Origin of the sequence: Gracilibacillus sp. HCP3S3_G5_2 (assembly GCF_052063305.1) — a bacterium.
Lineage (GTDB): Bacteria > Bacillota > Bacilli > Bacillales > Amphibacillaceae > Gracilibacillus.
Genome location: NZ_JBQHXU010000010.1, coordinates 120,562 through 141,111 on the forward strand (window position 1 = coordinate 120,562; position 20,550 = coordinate 141,111).

The following is a 20,550-nucleotide window of genomic DNA, read 5'->3' on the forward strand; positions in this document are numbered from 1 at the left end:
CTAGCATTTATAGTCGAATACTGGGGGCTTCTCTGGTTAATTTACTGGCGACTTCCCATGGTTTACTGGCAACTCCCGCTAGTTTACTGGCAACTCCCGCTAGTTTTCTGGCAACTTTCCATGGTTTACTGGCTACCCCACTTTTGATAATTTTGTTGTGTAGTGCGGTATTTATTTGGAGAAAGCGAGGTATTATTTTTAAACGAACGATAAAAAGTAGATATCGACTCAAAACCTACCTCGAAACAGATAGAAGCAATATCTTTATCCGTTTCTGCTAGCATCTTTTTAGCCAGCCCTACGCGCACCTCTGTTAAGTATTGCATCGGTGTCGTTTTGTATGTATCTTTGAAAATCGTATTCATATGTCTCGTACTCATTCCCAGTCGTGATGCTAAGTCTTCTGCATGGACCCCCTCGAAGTAATGAGAATCAATATACTCCTTTAATCGCTCGGCTCTTAATGAGTTTGCATCGACTTGTTCATTACTTTTCTCCCCTCGTGCGATTAATAGGAGTAACTGTGATAAATAAGTTCGTAACGCCATCTCTTGATGAAGGGTTTGATGGGCCTGTTCATACAACATGGTACGTAACAGCTGACGAATTTCACTACTATTAAATGAATTTAACCCGATAAATTTAGATTCATATAATGTTTGTTCAAATAATGCTTGATTCGTACTATCTATAATTCTGCTGTCAAAGGCAAGTACTAAGACTGTTAATTTATGATCAGAAAAAATAGCATGCGATGTTAGCGGTGTAATAAAAGTTACATGGTCCTGCTCAAGTAGATACTCAGCTCCATCCAAGATGATTTTACCTGTTCCTTCAAGGACATATAGAAGCTGATAAATTTGATGATGATGCTCTTCGATACGTTCTCCTGCATGATGTTTGCTTTCATATAGCTGTATACCGAATGGTTCAATCCGAATATCCTTTAACATGAAACTTCCTCCACTTTTCAGATTATTTGGTTTATTTTTCAGTAATTTTTATTCATTCACTGCGAAAATCGGGAAGTTATGATATATTGCTATTATATAGTAAGAATTTTAAAAAAAGCAAAAAAGCGAGGAGATTTTCCCATGGGTAACGAAGTTTCCATTGTGTTAGTTGGAATTGGAGGGTACGGTAACATATACGTAAAAAACCTTTTTCAAGGTAATTATGAAAACGTATTCGTGAAAGGAGTAGTGGATGTTGCACCAGAACGTTCTGATTTCTACCAGGAAATAAAAGATCGTCATATACCAGTCTATGATTCTTTAGATCAGTTCTACCAAGAGCATCAAGCAGATCTGGCTATTATTTCGACGCCTATTCATTTACATAAAGCACAAGCATGTCTTGCAATGGAAAAAGGAAGCCATGTACTTTGTGAAAAGCCGGCAACAGCTAATCGAGAACATTTACAGGAAATGATTGAAACAAGAGACCGTAAGAATAAAAAATTAGCGATCGGCTTCAACTGGTCATTCACTGATTCTGTGCAATCTTTAAAGCAGGATATTTTAGCTGGTCAATTTGGCCGACCACTAAGAATGAAAAGCCTTGTTCTCTGGCCGAGAAATGCTGATTATTTCAACAGATCTGGATGGGCAGGGAAAAAATACAGTTCGGATGGACAAATGATTTTTGATAGTGTAGCAAATAATGCTACTGCTCATTTTCTCCATCACCTGCTTTATTTATCTGGTGATTCGGTTGAAACAAGTGCAGAAATTGATCAGATTTCTGCTGAATTATATAAGGCAAATCCAATTGAAACATTTGATACCTGTGCGATTCATTTACAGACAAAAAATAAGGTAGAGATGATGTTTCTTGCTTCACATGCTGTTGCAAAAGAACATCGTCCAAAATACACATTAGAATTTGAAGAGGCGACAATCACCTACCATCCTGAAGGGGAGCGTAGTGAAATTGTGGCAAAATGGCATGATGGTAGAGAAAAATCCTATGAGGATCCGGAAAATAATCATATAGCAAAACTGGGTGTGATGATTGAAGCAGTACGTGATCAGAATAGAAGTATTTTATGCGGACCTGAAGCTGCCAGTGCACATGTCCATGCAATATACGGAATACATCAGTCTGTACAGGACATTCCAAAATTCCCTAAGCATTGGATTGCTTATGATGAAGATAGAAAATTGACTACTGTTCAAGGGTTAAGTGAGACGTTAAAACAATGCTACCAACAGTTTTGTCTACCAAACGATTTAGGTGTCGAATGGAGCCAATCAGGAAAGATCGTCAAATTATAGTTAGATGGATAAAAAAAGTCTAAGGAACTCTTGAAAAAATGATGTGAAAATTGAAACTTATCAAGGTGTTAGCGTCCGTTATCCGCACTTAGCTTCCTTGATTAACTTGAAGCTTAAGTCAGGTTTGACGGACGATTAGCACCATGATCAAACTATGCAGCCACTATAGATACGTAGCAGTGTAATACACTCTGACTACAAATTTTCGATCTTCATCTTCTCCAAGCTGTCCATTATCTCTTCTAAAGATTTCCCGATATTTGATTCAACAGCTGCAACATATGCACCTTCTACAAGCGGGACCCCCTCAGCTATACGTAAATGAGGAGTGTCTGCCAATTCTATCGCCATTTCCGCGTTCATTCTTGCACTACCTAAATCGTAAAAGATAATAGCCCCGCTGTTACCTGCAGCTTGCTCGATGGCTTTTTGCATTTTTTCTATACTTGTGCCAATTTCATTGTCAAGAGTACCACAAGCAAGTGAAAGCGGTACATTGTCAATAACTTGGTCAATTAATTTCTTGATCCCTTCACCAATTTGAAAGCTATGAGACACAATAATAATTCCTACCTTTTGTGACATACTTATTCCTCCAAATCAAGTATTTCTGTTAATGCTTCAAAAATATAAAATGACGACATAGAACCGGGATCAACATGGCCCTTAGAACGGTCCTTAAGATAGGATGCACGTCCTTTGGTTGCGGTCAATTCTCGTGTGTCTTCAATCGTAGCCTGACAAACTTCCAGTAGTCCATGCCATTCTGAAACGTCTTCTTCTTCTAAAAAATCCGCCACTTGCTTCCATACATCATACATCGTTTTTTCACCAAAATCTGCTTTACCACGAGATTGGAGACCATCTACTGCATCATTTATCGCCTGCTTAAAAACCTCTTCATTTACTTCTTTTCCTTGCATTGCGATGGACATTTTCAAAAATGCAGTTCCATATAATGGCCCTGATGCTCCACCAACTTTTGCCATTAATGTCATAGCTGCACTTTTAAGCACGTCTGCAACCGAATCATAGGTGGTATGATTGATTTTCGCTACCACTTCATGGAATCCACGCGCCATATTAATACCGTGATCACCATCTCCAATCGCTTGGTCAAGTTCTGTTAACTGATCTTTATGATCAAACATTCTTTTTTGGATTTCTTTCATCCATTCTTTTGTTTTATCAACTGTTAATATAATCATATCATTCTCCTTTTAGACTTGAAATGCAATTGTCTTAACATCTTTTACTAAAAGCTCCTTTAATTCATCATCCAATTTTAACAAGGTTATGGAGAAACCTGCCATTTCCAAAGATGTCATATATTCTCCTACCCAAGTTTTATACAGCTTAATCCCTTTTTCATCCAGTATTTGAGTGACCTTTCTATTCACAATATGTAATTCCATTTCTGGTGTAGATCCGAGGCCATTTACCATTACCGCAACTTCTTGCTTCTCATCCATCTCTGACAGGATTTTATTAACGAGAATGGTTGTAATGGCGTCTGCTTCTTGCAATGGTATCCGTTCGATACCTGGCTCTCCATGAATACCAATTCCTATTTCCATCTCGTTATCTGCTAAAGTGAAGCTAGGCTTCCCAGCTGCAGGAACAGTACATGATGATAAAGCGACACCCATTGATCGTACATTTGCAATTGTTTTTTCAGCAACGGCTTTTACTTCTTCCAATGATGCCCCAGTATCAGCCTTTGCTCCTGCAATCTTATGAACAAAAACAGTACCAGCTATTCCTCTTCGCCCAATAGTGAATGTACTGTCTTCAACTGCCACATCATCATTGACTATCACCTTATCAACTTTTATCCCTTCCATCTCTGCCATTTCTTGTGCCATTTCAAAATTCATTACGTCACCTGTATAATTTTTGATAATTAGGAGAACTCCATTACCACTGTCAACAGCCTTAATCGCTTCTACAATTTGATCGGGAGTGGGTGATGTAAATACTTCCCCTGCTACAGCCGCATCCAACATACCTTTGCCTACATATCCTGCGTGTGCCGGTTCGTGTCCACTTCCACCACCACTTATGATAGCTACTTTATCCTGAATTGGTGCATCACGTCTTGTAACGACAGTCGTTCCTGGAAGCCTTTTCAAAACATCCCGATATGCAGCTACTAATCCGTCTAACATTTCATCCACTACATGATTGGCATTGTTTATTACTTTTTTCATCCTGCTATCACCTCAATCATATTTATTTTCATACTACCGAATATCAGTTCATTTTTCCACTTTTATTGTACATACTTATCGTTCTTTTTTCCCCTTATGTAGCATACACTTATAGAAAAATGTATTGGTTTTATACGATTTCAAGTGAGTTTTCTCTCAGGCGGGGGTTAGGGACGATTAGTACGATGAAAAAAATGAGCCCAGTTGTATGTAAAACTGAGCCCATAGTTTGATTGAAAATTTAATGGTTGTCAGTCGTTGGATGGACAGCTTCATAAAGTAATTGTTCAAGCTCTTGCGTATACACTTCTTTTGTTTGATCAGACCAACCAAATACTTGCTGCATCTCGTTAATAACTGCTTCCATTTCTTTTTTAACCCAATTAATATTAAAGAATAGAGCTCCTGTTCTGCGAATAAAAAAGTCAACCGGTTTACATGTCGCTTCATGTTCAATACCGTAGTAAAGCATGGCAGCCGTTACAGGTGATAAACCATTTTCTTTCTCCAGTGCTTGCTGATAGTAATCATAAACAATCGGGATATTAGAGCCGTAACGCTGTACGAGAATGTCTGCCACTTCTTCCGTTAAACCTAACTCTACCCCTTTTGTAACTTGTTCTTTCTTATATTCTTTAAATCCTTTCGAGCCACCAACATCACCACCAGATATTGGTAAATGCTTTGTGTCACTTGGATAAAAGACTTTATTCTCTGCCTTGACCATCTTGTCACGTATCACATTCACTACATGTTCGGCCATTTTACGGTATCCTGTCAATTTACCACCGGCAATCGAAATAAGTCCTGAATCTGATTCAAAAATTTCGTCCTTTCGGGAAATTTCTGAAGGGTCCTTACCCTCTTCATGGATTAACGGCCGTAAGCCAGCCCAGCTCGACTCGACATCATCTGCTGAAAGCTTCTGACTAGGAAACATAAAATTAATCGCTTCTAGCACATAATCACGATCCGATTCCGTCATTGTTGGGTGTGCGATATCTCCATGATAGACAGTATCTGTTGTACCTACATATGTTTTACCCTCTCGTGGAATCGCAAAGACCATTCGACCATCAGGTGTATCAAAATAGATCGCTTGTTTTAAGGGAAAACGAGATTGATCAAAGACAAGGTGAATTCCTTTCGTTAATTGCAGTGTTTTTCCTCTTTTTGAATTATCTTTCTCACGGATGGTATCTACCCATGGTCCGGCAGCATTCACCACATATTTAGCCTTTATTTCATGAACTTCATTTGTTAATTGATCGACTACTTCTATCCCTTTTACACGTCCGTTTTCGTATAGCAGATCGGAAACCTTTGCATAGTTTAATGCAAGAGCGCCTTTTGTGACAGCTTTTTTCATTACTTCCATTGTTAATCGTGCATCATCTGTACGGTATTCTACATAATAACCTGCACCTTTTAACCCTTCATCTTTTAATAATGGCTCACGTCTTATAGCTTCATCGCGATTAAGCATTTTCCGACGTTCCGATTTCTTTACTCCTGCCAAGAAATCATAGACTCGTAACCCGATATTAGTGGTGAAAGGTCCGAAAGTACCATCTTGATAAAACGGGAGCATCATCCATTCAGGCGTAGTCACATGAGGACCATTTTCATACACTATTTCTCTTTCCTTCCCTACCTCAGCGACCATTTTTACTTCAAATTGCTTTAAGTAACGTAAGCCACCATGGACAAGCTTAGTGGATCTGCTTGATGTACCTGCTGCAAAATCCTGCATTTCCACAACGGCAACTTTAATACCTCTTAAGGCAGCATCAAGGGCAATACCTGCCCCTGTAATGCCACCACCGATTACAATTAAATCAAGTTGATCTGTTTTCATTTGTTGGTATGTCTCTGTACGTTTTTTACTCGAGAATGCCATTGATTTGTCCCCCTATAACCATAACGTTGTTTTTTTATTTACTTAGATGTTTATTCGAAGCACCTAGAAGCTAGGCGACTCACAAAATCATCTTACAAGCGATCGATTAGTGATGCACCTACACATCGCTATCATCCAAAACAGGCGCACAAAGCTTTTCTCATTTAAATACTCTTGTTGCTTCTACTGCTTTTTTCCAGCCATCATATAAAGCGGTTCGTTGTCTGTCGTCCATTTCACTTTCAAAACGTTTATTTACTTTCCACTGGTTCGTGATCTCTTCCCTGCTATCCCAAAATCCTACCGCTAAGCCAGCCAAATATGCTGCTCCTGAGGCTGTTGTTTCAATTACTTCCGGCCTTTCGAAAGGTACATTCAAAAGATCACTTTGGAATTGCATTAATAAGTTATTAGCTACAGCACCGCCATCCACTCTTAGTGACTTTACCTCGATTCCTGAATCTTCTACCATAGCACCAAGTACATCTTTCGTCTGATAAGCGATCGATTCCAAAGTAGCACGGATGAAATGCTCTTTTGTTGTTCCACGTGTTAATCCAAATACAGCTCCTCGCACATCACTATCCCAGTAGGGTGTGCCTAAACCGACAAATGCAGGAACTAAATATACACCGTCTGCAGATTCCACTCTAGACGCATATTCCTCTGATTGATTGGCTTGATTAAACATTCGTAAACCGTCTCGCAGCCACTGTACTGCAGAACCGGCAACGAAAATACTTCCCTCTAACGCATACTCGACTTTTCCATCGACCCCACAGGCTAATGTCGTAAGCAGCCCATGATCAGATTGAACAGGTTCCTCACCTGTATGCATCAACATAAAGCATCCAGTTCCATACGTATTTTTTACCATTCCTTTTTCGAAACATGCCTGCCCGAATAAGGCTGATTGCTGGTCTCCAGCTGCTCCGGCAATTGGGACATTTTGACCGAAGAAATGATAATCAACTGTTTTACCATATACTTCAGATGATGACTTTACTTCTGGTAGCATATTCTTCGGTACGCCTAAAATATCTAACAGCTCTTCATCCCACTTTAAATCATAAATGTTATACATGAGTGTTCGTGATGCATTTGAATAGTCTGTTACATGTACTTTACCACCTGTTAGTTTATAAATTAGCCATGTATCAATCGTACCGAATAAAAGTTTGCCTTGATCAGCTTTTTCTCTTGCTCCTTCCACATTATCTAAAATCCATTTTACTTTTGTACCTGAGAAATAGGCATCTATTAACAGGCCCGTTTTACTTCGAAACGTATCTTGATATCCTGCTTCTCTTAATTCCCGGCAAATATTTTCCGTTTGTCTTGACTGCCAAACAATTGCTTTATAAATCGGTTTTCCTGTTTCTTTGTCCCATACAACTGCGGTTTCGCGTTGGTTAGTAATACCGATTCCAGCAATTTGCGATGCTTCAATATCTGCCTTTCTAAGAACTTCTGCTATACAGGATAAAACAGAAGTCCAAATTTCATTTGCATCATGTTCCACCCAGCCAGGTTTAGGAAAAAACTGTTCAAATTCTCGTTGTGCTACCTCAACAATTTCTCCTTTCTGATTAAAAATAATAGCTCGTGAGCTAGTTGTACCTTGATCAATTGATAAAATAAATTTTTCCATTATACTTCCTCCCCATCATACTTTTCGTTTTAGACTACTTTATTTTCAGAAGCGCGATTGGTGGAATTAATTGCACCATTATGTTTTTTTAATTCTGTCGTTAACGCTACCACTAATATTACTGCTACCACAACAGACATCATCCAAAACAAGCCAGTTACGTCACCAATGAACATTGCCTTATAGAACACCGCTCCATATATACCACCGATTATTGGCCCTAATACTGGTATCCATGCATACCCCCAATTCGAATCCCCTTTGCCAATAATAGGTAAGACAGCATGAGCAATTCGAGGTCCTAAGTCTCTCGCTGGATTAATGGCATAACCTGTTGTCCCTCCGAGTGACACCCCGATCGCTACAATTAATAATCCTACAATAATCGGGTTTAAGCCTTCTGTAAATTCATTAGCACCAATAAATAAAAGTCCCATTACTAATACAAAAGTCCCGATCATTTCACTTACTAAATTGGATGGTAGACTTTTCACAGCAGGATCTGTAGAAAACACAGACAATTTTGCCCCTTTATCTTCTGTTTCCTTCCAATGTGGTAAATATTGAAAAAAGACAATAACCGCTCCGATAAATGCTCCAATCATTTGAGCAGTAATATACGTCGGTACCTTCGCCCAAGGAAATTCTCCAATGGAAGCAAAACCTAAGGTTACAGCTGGATTAATATGGGCATCAGAAATATTCCCTACTGCATAAACCCCCATCGCCACAGCTAACCCCCAACCAATTGTGATAACGATCCAACCAGCACCTTCTGCTTTCGATTTTTTCAAAGCAACGCCACCGACAACACCGCCTCCAAAAATAATCAGGATCATTGTTCCTATTAACTCAGCTAAAAATTCAGTCACTATGCTTCACCCCTTATCAAATAATGTGTACTATCTTCAACAAGAGATGCACGCGTGCAGTGTAAAAACAAAAATCCACACAGCACTATTACATACCCTTTCCTAGGAAGGTACGCAACTAGCTGTGTGGACTCCTTGTCTCCGACACTTTTGTTAACTTGTTATCTATAACGATACACGGTATGTAAAGCGCTGTCAACGATTTTTATCTATACTTTTTCACCAAAGTTCTACATTTGAAGTCGTAATTGCTATTGCTCCTTGTTGTAACGCATTGTCAATATCTTGTTGGGACTTGATTAGTCCTCCTGCAATCACTGGTAGTCCCGTTTTATTTGCTACTTCTTCAAGCACAGTTGGGATAATTCCCGGTAATACCTCAATATAATCTGGTTGTGTTTTTACTACTAGCTCTATATTTTTTTCAATTGCTGAACTATCAATCGCAAATAACCGTTGGATAGCGACTATATTACTCTTCTTTGCCATTGAAATCACATTTGCTCTAGTAGAAATGATACCATCTACTTTTACTTGTCTTATTAAATATTCCATTCCATATTGATCTACTTTTAATCCATTTATTAAATCAGCATGGACGAGAACTTTTTTATTATGCTTTTTAGCGTGTTGAATGATTTGCGATAACTGGGCAATTCTTGTTTCCAATATAATAAAAAGTTGATGATCACTCTTTAAAATAATTTCAAAATCTTTCATTTTTCGCACAGCTGGTAGAACTCCTTTAAGTTCCATTGTATCCCCTCCTTCTTCTATCAGGATTTGCGATTCTCTTCCATTTAGCATAAACTTAATATATAAATAGACTCAACTATTATACATAAGACAAATAACGAGAGACAGTTTAGCAACGTAGTGACTGGAGTTAGACATCAATAGTTAACTTTACTAAAAAAGGGAGATATCGTAAGGGTTTGCGAACCTTATCAGGGTATTCCATCACCTTATCCCCTCTTGGCTTCATCGTTTTACTTGAACTTGACGTTGGGTTTTTTACGGAATATTAGTTCCGAGATAAATAGATAGATGTCAGATAATTACGACAATATAAGCGAAAATAATATTCAATTTGATCAAATCGTGTTATTATAATAGATGTGTCTATTTTATGTCACTTTTTCATTTTTATCATAACGATTCAAGGGCAGTATGGAATCGTTTGTCCAGTTTACGTCCTCTAACCAATTCCAGCCAACTATCTATTGCAAGTTATTCAAAGCAAGACACTATTACATGCATACTAAAATTCAAAACACCTTATTTGGATTAAAATCTTGAAAGGAAGTGGGACAATATGGTTACGACATCAGAGGAGAAATCAAATGTTTCATTATTGAAAGATGCTGAATACTTAACTAAAATCCTAGATGATGTATTGCTGCATGAAGGTGGCGATATACTACTAAATACAGTTAAAGAGATTCGGGTTTTATCCACAGAATTCAGAGAGACACAAGAAGCATCAACTCAAGATAAAATTAAACAAAAAATAAATGAACTGGAGCCTGAATTGAGAAAAAAAGTTATTCGTGCTTTCTCTATTCACCTTCACTTATTAAACATTGCAGAGCAAAACTACCGTACAAGGAGACGTCGTGAATACCAAGCACAGGATGCGAACATCATCCAGCCTGGATCATTAGAAGCGGGCGTAAAAACATTAATTGATAACAATATCACTCCAGAGCAGATTACTGACTTACTAGGGAAACTGTCACTGGAATTGATTATGACTGCACACCCGACAGAGGCAACAAGAAGAACGATTTTACAAATTCATAAAAGAATTGCACGTTTATTAACTAGTTGGGATTATTCTTATACAAGATATGAGAAAAAAATGATTAAAGAACGAATTGCAAACGAAATAACGTTCTTATGGCAAACTGAAGAAATAAGACAGAAAAAACCTTCGGTTATGAAAGAAGTATCAAATGGATTATACTACTTTGACCGGGTGTTATTTGATGTCTTACCAAAAATACACGATGACCTAGAAGATTTATTATATGAGAAATATAATCAACGTTGGAACATCCCTTCTTTCCTGCGCTTTGGTTCATGGATCGGTGGTGACCGTGACGGTAACCCGAATGTTAAAGCAACAACCACATTCGAAACATTAAAACGTCACCGTGAATTAGTACTAAGAAAATATAAAGACGCACTTAGTACGTTAAAAGATCGCCTTAGTCATTCTGATACTAAAATAAAGGTTAGCGAAGCATTAAGAGAATCGATTCAAAATGATCGTAAAAAATTAGCATATAATGGTTGGCATAAAGATGATGAAGTATATCGCGTTAAACTGTCACTAATGCTTAAAAAGCTTGAATATACTGAAAAGGATGACAATCGTGGCTATGCTAAAGCGGAAGATTTACTTGCAGATTTAAACCTTATTCGCGACAGTATGAAGCTACATCACCCACTGCATAATCCAGTCAAGCTATTACGCAAGGTAATTCGCCAAGTTGATCTATTCGGATTCCACCTTGCTTCTTTGGATATTCGAAACCATAGTGGGGAGCATGAATCAGCTCTCAGTGAGGTTTTCCATAAAGTCGGGATCGTTGAGGAATATACATCTCTAAATGAAGAAGAAAAAGTAAAAACACTTATTTCTGTTTTAGAGAATCCCCGCCCATTAATTTCTATTTACGATGAGTTCAGTCCTGAGACCTTGGAAGTAATTGATACGTTCCGAATGATCAAACGAGCACAAGATACATTCGGCTTACGTGCAATTGAAGTTTACTTAATTAGTATGACAGACAATGTAAGTGACCTGTTGGAAGTATTAGTATTAGCGAAAGAAGCAGGACTATATCGAGTTTATCCAAATGGAAAAGTAGTTAGTCGAATTCATGTTGCCCCGCTTCTTGAAACAATTGATGACTTAAAGAATGGGCCTGACATGATTAAAAGATTATTTGATATTCCTTTATATCGTAAACATCTTGAAGCACGTGGTGACTTACAGGAAGTAATGCTGGGATACTCTGACAGTAGTAAAGATGGTGGAAATATCACAGCTAATTGGGAATTATACAAGGCACAACAAGACATTCATGACATTGCCTCAAGTTATGGAGTCAAACTAAAATATTTCCATGGACGTGGTGGTTCACTAGGCCGTGGTGGCGGGCCACTCTATTCCAGTTTATTATCACAACCTGCTGTAACCTTAGGTGATGGTGTAAAAATAACGGAGCAAGGTGAAGTATTATCTTCTCGTTATCTATTAGAAGGGATTGCTTATCGTAGTCTGGAACAAGCTACTTCTACCCTGCTGACAGGTATTATGGGATTAAATGATGACAATACGAATATGAAGCCTTCTCAAGAAGAAGTAAATGCGATGAGCGTCATTTCCGAATTCGCATTAAAAAAATATCAATCATTGGTTTTTGAAGATCCAGGCTTTCTCAAATATTTTAATCAAGCAACTCCACTACATGAATTAGGTGACTTAAATATTGGTTCTCGACCAATGAAGCGTAAGGGCAGTGACCGATTTGAGGATCTCCGGGCTATCCCTTGGGTATTTGCTTGGACGCAAAGTCGTCAATTATTGCCAGCTTGGTATGCAGCAGGCACCGGCTTTAAGCAATACCTTGATCAAACCGGAAATCTGGCACTATTACAAAAAATGTATCAAAATTGGCCATTCTTTAATGCTACCATTAATAATCTGCAAATGGCCTTGACAAAAGCAGATATTCAAACTGCACAGGAATATGCCAATATGATGCAAGATGATGAAATCAGTACTCGAATCTTTCATGCTATTAAAGAAGAATATGCGCTAACGAAGGAAATCGTCTTGCAAATTACCGGTCAGGAAGAACTACTTGATAACCGACAAAATATTAAGGATTCTGTAAGGTTAAGAAATCCTTTAGTTGATCCTTTAAATTTATTACAAGTTCAACTCGTTTCTAAATTACGCAACCAAGACGAAAATAGCTCTGAATATACTGAGCTGCTAATGGAAGCCCTGCTTACCATTAATGGTGTTGCAGCTGGTCTTCGAAATACCGGTTGATCATGCATTCCCCACCAAAAAAGCCTTTAAGCGAAAGCTTAAAGGCTTTTTTGCATTTTATGGATGTTTAAAATAACATTCAAAATGGTATACGTAAAATAAGAAGATAGTTAATTTTGAATAGCGTTGCCTTATACGCATCTAAAGTTCAAATTTTATCCGAAAAAATGTGTCTAAAACGTGAACTATTTGTTACAAAAATTTGAACGTTATGTTATACTATACTTGAAAACACTTACAAATAACTTTTACCATTTGAGGTGATCAAGATGGATATATTATTAATTTTCTTGTTGATTTTTAGTTTCACCCCATTTATCCTTTGGGGCGATAATTGGAAAAAAACTGCAATCGGGCAAATTCCTTTTGTTATAGGCGCTTGGTTTACCTTTATAAAATATATCACTGTCGGTATCGGGCAAGGAGAAGAATATTTATGGATTTTATTTATTGCCAATCTCCTATACGGGCATGTTGCCTTTACGATCGTATTACTTGAAATGCGAAAATCGATGAAGTTTCGTCAACTGATGGTTGAACAAAATAATTAATGCAAAGGATGATGTCACCATGCATCATCTTTTTTATTGATTGAATGTAAACGGTACCTCTTTTATAATTTACTCAAGGCACATTGATTATTGGGGGAAATAGTATGAAAATTGTAATCGCACCTGATTCCTATAAAGGAAGTCTATCCGCTACAGATGTAGCAAATACGATAAAGACAGCAATTCAATTAAGTGGAAATCACGAAATTATCACAAAACCAATGGCTGATGGTGGTGAAGGTACAATCGAAGCAATATTGTCCGCTACTTCAGGAGAAAGGATCCAGATATCTACTCTCGGACCATTAGGAAAAACGATCGAGACAAGCTATGCCATTATCAATCAGAATACTGCAGTGATTGAAACAGCCATGCATGCTGGTTTGTATCAAGTCCCTGCTGAAAAGCGTAACCCAGATTTGACTACAACCTACGGGATAGGTCAAGCAATTCTCGATGCCTTAGATAAAGGTTGTCAGGAAATAATAGTTGGCCTTGGTGGTAGTGCTACAAATGACGGTGGTTTAGGCATGTTGCAAGCTCTTGGTTTACAAGCATTTGATAAAAACGGTAATCAATTAGATAAATTCGGTAAAGACCTACTGCAAGTCGCTTCTGTTCAGTTGGATGGTTTAGATGCTCGTTTACAACAAGTTGATTTTCGAATCGCTTGTGATGTCGACAATCCCCTCTGTGGTAAATTCGGCGCAAGTGCGATATATGGTCCGCAAAAAGGGGCAACTTCTGGTCAAATCCATCAATATGATACAGCTTTACATAAATTTGCTAGTCTGATTGAAGCAAAACTTCATGATAATTGGCAGCAAACACCTGGAGCTGGTGCCGCTGGTGGTCTTGGATTTACCTTTCTTGCATTAGGAGGAAAGTTGGAATCGGGCGCCTCTTTAATTGCAGACGTAATCAATCTTGAGCAGCATATTGCAACGGCTCACCTTATTTTTACTGGTGAGGGTCAAAGTGATGAGCAAACCTTATATGGGAAAGCACCTGGTTTTGTTGCTGAAATGGCTCACAAATATAACATACCGACAATATTATTATCTGGCAGTTTGAGCGGTGATACTGCCAAATTAAGAGACCACTTTGCGGGATGCTTTTCAATTGTAAACAAGCCATTAACTCTGACTGAATGTATGAATAATACCTCAACACTTTTAAAAGAACAGACAATACAAATTATGTCATTAATTCAAGCAATAAAGGAAGAGAGATAACTTGTTTCGCATGTCACTTTTTGGGATAATAAAATAGGACTTTCATCAGTCGGGTTATATCGTAGTAAAAACATACAATAATTAGGAGGTCTTTTGCTTGAATGCAACAACATACAATAATACCAAATTGAAAGTTTTTTCTTTAAACTCCAACCTACCTCTTGCTGAAGAAATTGCCTATCATATTGGTATTGATTTAGGTAAGTCTTCCGTTAAAACTTTCAGTGACGGAGAAATTCAAATTAATATAGAGGAAAGTATTAGAGGGTGTGATGTCTTTGTCATTCAATCTACATATGATCCAGTAGAAGACCATATGATGGAACTGCTCATTATGGTAGATGCCTTAAAAAGAGCTTCTGCAAGATCGATCAACGTGGTAATACCATATTATGGATATGCACGACAGGATCGAAAATCTCGTGCCCGTGAACCGATTACTGCCAAATTAATTGCAGATCTTATCCAAAAAGCTGGAGCGACTCGGATTATTTCGATTGATTTACATGCACCACAGGCACAGGGTTTTTTTAATATTCCTGTAGATCCTATCACAGCTGTTCCGATTATCGGTAGCTATTTGGATGCAAAAAAATTAGAAGATATTGTAGTAGTAGCACCTGACCATAGTAGTGTTTCACGCGCAAGGCATTTGGCTGACCAGTTAAAAGCGCCAATTGCTATTGTTGATCGCCGTGGCCCGCGAGATGATGCCTCGATCATTAATATTGTCGGTGAAGTGGCTAACAAAACAGCTATTATCATTGATGATATTATTGATACTGGTCGCCGTATTACATCAAGTGCAGAAGCATTAAAAAATCATGGTACGAAACTGGTATATGCATGCACTACCCATCCTGTACTTTCAGGGATTGCTGTCAATAAAATTGCTGAATCCGATATAAAAGAATTAATTGTTACTAATACCGTTCCATTAACAAAAGAAAAACAAATCGATAAAATTACTCAATTAACTGTTGCTCCGGTCGTCGCTGAAGCCATTATTCGCCTCTATGAGCAACAATCTATCAGCTCGTTATATGTTTAATTAAAGCAAGACATACCATCATTACCTTGAACTGCACCTGGAATATAGAACCTCTATATTCTAGGTGCTATCATTTTGCCCTCCTACATTACCCCCTATGAGTAACTTGTTTACCTACACTGCTAATCAGTACGATCATTTTTTTTATTCATTAAGATCGACATATTGAGAATCTCCCTCCCCCTGACTAGTCAGTTTATCTCACATTGTTTTTTTGCACACCTGCTGGGCGAATACATATGATAGCCATATAAAGAGGAGGAAGAGATGTTATGCGAAAAAAAATATCTATTCCACAATTGATTACCATCTCCTCCCCATTATGCTTGCTACTCCTATGGGAATTTTGTTCTCAATTCGAAATATTAGATCCGCGTTTCTTTCCAGCACCAACTTTAATCATCCAAACACTAGTGCAAATGGGAGAGTCTGGGGAGCTTTTCACCCATATTACCGTTAGTTTAAATCGAATTATATTTGGTTTTTTACTAGGAGTAATTCCAGCAATTTGTATCGGACTGTTAATGGGAATGTATCGGTATTTCAAACATTTTTTCTCACCTATCATTATGATTTTTATGCCAATTCCAACATTAGCAATGCTTCCTATTATCCTTATTTTATTTGGCATTGGAGAATTTTCCAAAATGATTACGATAGCCATAAGTGTCTTTTTTCCAGTAGCTATTAATACAGCTGCAGGTGTTGCTAATATCGATAAAATCTACTTAGACGTGGCGAAAAATTATCAAGCCAATGCGAAGGATTTCTTTTTCAAGATTGCCCTTCCTGGTTCATTGCCTGTTATGTTGGAAGGTATCCAAATGGGGCAGGCGATTGCATTACTGACAATAGTAGCAGCTGAAATGATTGGTGCAAACTCAGGTATTGGCTACTTAATTTGGATGAATTATAAAGCTTTCTTACTGCCACAAATGTATGTAGGTTTGTTACTTATTTCGTTTTTTGGTTACTTTTTCTCCTTATTACTTAGAGGAATAGAAAAGAAATTATTGCCCTGGAAATAATGCAGAAAAGAGGGATAAAGTTGGCTAAAATAAAACTTAACCAATTATCAAAACGATTTATTAAACGAGATAAGTTCATCGATGCTTTACAAGATATTACATTATCGATTCAACAAGGTGAATTCGTTTGTTTATTAGGACCAAGTGGCTGCGGGAAGACTACTTTACTTAGAATTTTAGCTAATTTAGAAAAACCGAGTACTGGAGAAGTATTCATTCACCAAATTGATAAACAAAATCCATTACAATCAATGGTGTTTCAAGAAAATGGTGTCATTCCTTGGCTAACTGTCGAAGAAAATGTTGCATTTGGATTAAAAATGAGACACTTACCAACAGATCAAGTTAAAGAACGCACAGCGTATTATTTACACAAAGTTGGCTTAACCAATTTTAAACGTTTGTATCCTAAAGAGCTTTCAGGAGGGATGAAACAGCGTGTCAGTATTGCCCGTGCTTTCGCAAATGATCCGGAGATTCTCTTAATGGATGAACCTTTCGCTGCACTGGATGAACAAAACAAATTTATTTTACAGGAAGAACTACTTTCGATCTGGCAGGAAACGAAAAAAACCGTCTTATTTATTACTCATAGTATTGATGAAGCGTTGCTGCTAAGTGATCGGATATTACTAATGAGCTCGCAACCGGGAAAAATTATTAAGGACATTCCTATTAATATGGAACGACCACGCTCCATTGAAAAAGTACGATCAGATTCAACGATGACAGATATTTTCTTAGATGTATGGGAGCATCTACAACATGAAGTAAAGCAAGCGAGGTTAAGTTGAGTAATTCTTATGGAGGAATAACTATGAAAAAGATTCTATTTTTAATGTCGATTGTTGCATTTTTAGTTGTAAGTGGTTGTCAATCATCTGATTCCGGTTCACAGCAAGATAGTGAGAATAGTGATCCATTATCCCCACTTGATGAAACGGCACATGTCGTCATTGCTGAAGATGGTTCTGCCTCTGGTGCAGGTTTTTACATTGCAAAGGATAAGGGGTATTTTGAAGAGTATAACATTGAGGTAGAATTTGCTACATTTGGTAATAGTGATGAAATGCTACCTGCTGTGGCTGCAGGAGAAGTCGATGTAGCTGGTGGAATATCTTCTGCTTCTTTCTTTAATTCAATCGCACAAGGTATTGATGTACGTTTTATTGCCGATAAAGGACATAATAATGAGGGTAGCTCATATTTCACCTTTGTTGTACGAGAGGATTTAAAGGATGAAATTACAGACTACTCTGATGTGAAAGGTAAAAAAATAGCAGTATCAACTGAAAATGGTGTGGATCATTATATTTACAATGAAATGCTGAAGCATGCAGGAGTTTCCGAGGATGAGGTGGAGTTTGTGCTAATGAGTGATTTCGGTAATATGATGGCAGCAATGGGGAATAACCAAATTGATCTCGCTTTACAGATTGAGCCTCTTATTACCCAAGGAGAAAATCAAGATATTCACCAACGCTTCCATGATGCCACTGATTATGCTCCAGAGGCACAAATTGCCATGGTTTTAGGCTCCCCACATTTTTTAACAGACCGTCGTGATGTGGCAATTCGTTTTATGGCAGCATATTTAAGAGGCGTGCGGGATTATCATGATTTCTTCGTGAAGGGGATTGATGACCAAGGAGAAGTTGTCTCGATTATGGCCAATCACACAGCTTTAAAAGACGAAGATTTGTGGCTAGAAGTTGGTGTTACAGGTTTAAATCCTAATGGCTACCTGTATGAAGAAGATGTAGAAAAACAATATCAATTCTATGAAGAGAATGGTGCCATCCATGGTGACTTAGACTTTGATCAGATTATTGATATGTCACTGGTTGAAGAAGTACTAGATTTAATTGGAACTTATGAAGAATAGGCCTAGAACTTCACGATATTTACTAGAAGCGGGGTTACCCCCGCTTCTCAATTAAATCAGCTAATTTCCACTCTTTATCTTCCAGATAAATAATTCCGTTCTCTAATCGTGGCAATTGTGCTTCCACTTGAATCGGTGATCCGTAGAAGGCATGCACAAATAAATGCGTTCCTTTGTTTAATGATTTCGTTAGTGTCGGGATTACAGTCCGTTTCCGCATTAAATTTGTATTGGCATTTGGAAAAATATGCTTATATTGAGCATCTCCAGTAAGAGCTAGAGCGGATACTTTTCCATACACAGTTGTCGCTATATTTTCGTCTAGATCATTTCCGGAATCTGATAATCCAAGTGCGAAGCCTCCATCCGCTATGTCGAGTGGTCGTTTGGAAGTAATTTCATGAATGCGTATGTGCCACGGTAATCCAGGTATTATCCAAGTATAGATGATAACATCTTGCCAAGGCGCCCACTTCAAATAAATATAATCATTCTCCACCTTTTTTTCGAGAACTTGCCTTTTTACACGGTACAATTGATCCTGTTCGCTAAGCGCCAATATATTATCAAACGCCCCCTGATCTAGTCCTTGCTCTCCTCTCGGTACACTAAAACCAAAATAATTCGAGTAAGCAAACTTTTCATATTTGGCGGTTGTATGAGTATGAGCATTGGTATGTTTATAACCAGGAGTAAAAGCTACAACATGTTCATTATTACGCTTCATTAAAAATTGAGCTTTCGCAAGTAGTTTTGTCTCAGACAATGTAGGCAATGGCTGCTCTTCTACCTGCCAAAAAGGATGATCCTCAGGCAATGCGAGAATAAGAAATGTTTTAAATGCCCAATACGGTGAGCCTGGCGCATTGTAGTTTTCCGCCATTAATAGATTGGGATATTCATAGCCAATGGATAATGTACTATCCGGCAGAAAAATATCTTGCTTAGACCAATAGCGAAGGTGGCTGAGAATGATTCCTTTACTCGTACCAAAAGGAATGTCATTAAGTCCTGCATAGACATAAGCACTCCAGAACGAACATTGGGCAAAACGATAAGTAAGACTGCGCCCGTATGGAAGTGCACGACCATCGTCACTAAACCAATAAAGAAAATCTCTGGCAAATAAAGTGGCTCTTTCTTTATATATTTTCGAACGCTCAGGATCATCTTCTTCCATAACAGCAGCATAGAACAGCCCATAGTAATGAAGGGCAAATGGGGTATAGTAATCGACATGGGCTACATCGCCATCCTTATACCACCCATCTCCTAAGTAAAAATCCTCAATCCTATTTAAGTTTTTTTCTATTGTTTCTTGATCAAATCGGGTTCCGACCTTCTTCAAACCTATATTGACAATCACGGCAAAAAATAACCAGTTACAATCATGTGCAGGATGCTCATTTATTTGTGATAACCAGTTTACTAGATTTTCTTTTTGTTCGGATGAAAGTGGTTCCCAAACATGTTCAGGAGCTAAACATAAACTGTATCCGAAAGCCGCCATTTCTACTATTCGTTGATCATAGTCCCAAATTTCGCCCCAGTAACCTTTGCTTGTCGGATCTGTGCCGTTGATAATTCCTTGCAAATGTTTCGTCCATAAATCTGTCCTGCCATTAGCTACAAGCAGTGGTGCCGCCCCCCATAATACTCGGGAGAAACATTCAAGTCCGGCAACATCCTCAGAATATGCCGCACCTGTCTGTCCTAGCCGGATCCGTGAATTTGTTTCATCATAGTATGGTGTCAGCGGATTCCACATATCTATTAATAGTTTCTCCACATCTTTTTTCGTCCGTAACGGATTCTGCTTCAT

General features: G+C 38.1%; 17 protein-coding genes. 8 read left to right on the plus strand and 9 right to left on the minus strand.

The window, feature by feature from the left end; genetic code table 11:
* Positions 1-125 precede the first annotated feature (125 nt).
* On the minus strand, positions 126-953 hold the full coding sequence (locus ACTNEP_RS15450) for an AraC family transcriptional regulator (protein WP_441162916.1): 828 nt from the start codon (positions 951-953) through the stop codon (positions 126-128).
* Between the two features lie 141 nt (positions 954-1,094).
* Between ACTNEP_RS15450 and ACTNEP_RS15455 the strand changes: the two genes are divergently transcribed.
* Positions 1,095-2,276: a Gfo/Idh/MocA family protein gene (locus ACTNEP_RS15455; RefSeq protein WP_441162917.1), complete on the plus strand. Its 1,182-nt coding sequence runs from the start codon at positions 1,095-1,097 to the stop codon at positions 2,274-2,276.
* 195 nt (positions 2,277-2,471) lie between these two features.
* Here ACTNEP_RS15455 and dhaM read toward each other — a convergent pair whose 3' ends face one another.
* From dhaM to ACTNEP_RS15490, 7 genes are all read right to left on the minus strand, one after another.
* Positions 2,472-2,861 (minus strand): dihydroxyacetone kinase phosphoryl donor subunit DhaM, encoded by a 390-nt coding sequence (gene dhaM, locus ACTNEP_RS15460; RefSeq protein ID WP_441162918.1) that lies wholly within the window; start codon positions 2,859-2,861, stop codon positions 2,472-2,474.
* Between the two features lie 2 nt (positions 2,862-2,863).
* Positions 2,864-3,484, minus strand: coding sequence for a dihydroxyacetone kinase subunit DhaL (dhaL, locus tag ACTNEP_RS15465; protein ID WP_441162919.1), 621 nt, complete (start codon positions 3,482-3,484; stop codon positions 2,864-2,866).
* 12 nt (positions 3,485-3,496) lie between these two features.
* Entirely contained in the window at positions 3,497-4,486 is a 990-nt protein-coding gene (dhaK, locus tag ACTNEP_RS15470; protein WP_441162920.1) for a dihydroxyacetone kinase subunit DhaK, read from the minus strand.
* A 241-nt stretch (positions 4,487-4,727) separates the two neighbouring features.
* Positions 4,728-6,386: a glycerol-3-phosphate dehydrogenase/oxidase gene (locus ACTNEP_RS15475; RefSeq protein WP_441162921.1), complete on the minus strand. Its 1,659-nt coding sequence runs from the start codon at positions 6,384-6,386 to the stop codon at positions 4,728-4,730.
* Positions 6,387-6,546: 160 nt separating this feature from the next.
* Positions 6,547-8,037 (minus strand): glycerol kinase GlpK, encoded by a 1,491-nt coding sequence (gene glpK / locus ACTNEP_RS15480; protein WP_441162922.1) that lies wholly within the window; start codon positions 8,035-8,037, stop codon positions 6,547-6,549.
* A gap of 29 nt (positions 8,038-8,066) precedes the next feature.
* Positions 8,067-8,909, minus strand: a complete 843-nt coding sequence (locus ACTNEP_RS15485) for an MIP/aquaporin family protein (RefSeq protein WP_441162923.1) — start codon at positions 8,907-8,909, stop codon at positions 8,067-8,069.
* A 219-nt stretch (positions 8,910-9,128) separates the two neighbouring features.
* Positions 9,129-9,665 carry a glycerol-3-phosphate responsive antiterminator gene (locus ACTNEP_RS15490; protein WP_441162924.1) on the minus strand — a complete coding sequence of 179 codons (537 nt, stop codon included), beginning with the start codon at positions 9,663-9,665 and terminating at the stop codon, positions 9,129-9,131.
* Positions 9,666-10,224: 559 nt separating this feature from the next.
* On the opposite strand from ACTNEP_RS15490, the gene ppc reads away from it, so the two are divergent.
* The 7 genes from ppc (at position 10,225) to ACTNEP_RS15525 (ending at position 18,728) form a co-directional block, all read left to right on the plus strand.
* Positions 10,225-12,978: a phosphoenolpyruvate carboxylase gene (gene ppc / locus ACTNEP_RS15495; RefSeq protein ID WP_441162925.1), complete on the plus strand. Its 2,754-nt coding sequence runs from the start codon at positions 10,225-10,227 to the stop codon at positions 12,976-12,978.
* A 269-nt stretch (positions 12,979-13,247) separates the two neighbouring features.
* The gene (locus ACTNEP_RS15500) at positions 13,248-13,529 is read left to right on the plus strand and encodes a spore morphogenesis/germination protein YwcE (protein WP_441162926.1); all 282 of its coding nucleotides are present in this window, start codon (positions 13,248-13,250) and stop codon (positions 13,527-13,529) included.
* 104 nt (positions 13,530-13,633) lie between these two features.
* Complete coding sequence (locus ACTNEP_RS15505; protein WP_441162927.1) at positions 13,634-14,764, plus strand: glycerate kinase; 1,131 nt, start codon at positions 13,634-13,636, stop codon at positions 14,762-14,764.
* Between the two features lie 97 nt (positions 14,765-14,861).
* Positions 14,862-15,815 (plus strand): ribose-phosphate diphosphokinase, encoded by a 954-nt coding sequence (locus tag ACTNEP_RS15510; RefSeq protein WP_441162928.1) that lies wholly within the window; start codon positions 14,862-14,864, stop codon positions 15,813-15,815.
* Positions 15,816-16,087: 272 nt separating this feature from the next.
* The gene (locus tag ACTNEP_RS15515; protein ID WP_441162929.1) at positions 16,088-16,843 is read left to right on the plus strand and encodes an ABC transporter permease; all 756 of its coding nucleotides are present in this window, start codon (positions 16,088-16,090) and stop codon (positions 16,841-16,843) included.
* Positions 16,843-17,637 (plus strand): ABC transporter ATP-binding protein, encoded by a 795-nt coding sequence (locus tag ACTNEP_RS15520; RefSeq protein WP_441162930.1) that lies wholly within the window; start codon positions 16,843-16,845, stop codon positions 17,635-17,637. Before ACTNEP_RS15515 ends, ACTNEP_RS15520 begins: the two co-directional genes overlap by 1 nt.
* Before the next feature lie 23 nt (positions 17,638-17,660).
* Positions 17,661-18,728 (plus strand): ABC transporter substrate-binding protein, encoded by a 1,068-nt coding sequence (locus ACTNEP_RS15525; protein ID WP_441162931.1) that lies wholly within the window; start codon positions 17,661-17,663, stop codon positions 18,726-18,728.
* A 34-nt stretch (positions 18,729-18,762) separates the two neighbouring features.
* Here the strand turns inward: ACTNEP_RS15525 and ACTNEP_RS15530 are convergent, their stop codons facing one another.
* The gene (locus ACTNEP_RS15530; protein ID WP_441162932.1) at positions 18,763-20,550 is read right to left on the minus strand and encodes a DUF2264 domain-containing protein; all 1,788 of its coding nucleotides are present in this window, start codon (positions 20,548-20,550) and stop codon (positions 18,763-18,765) included.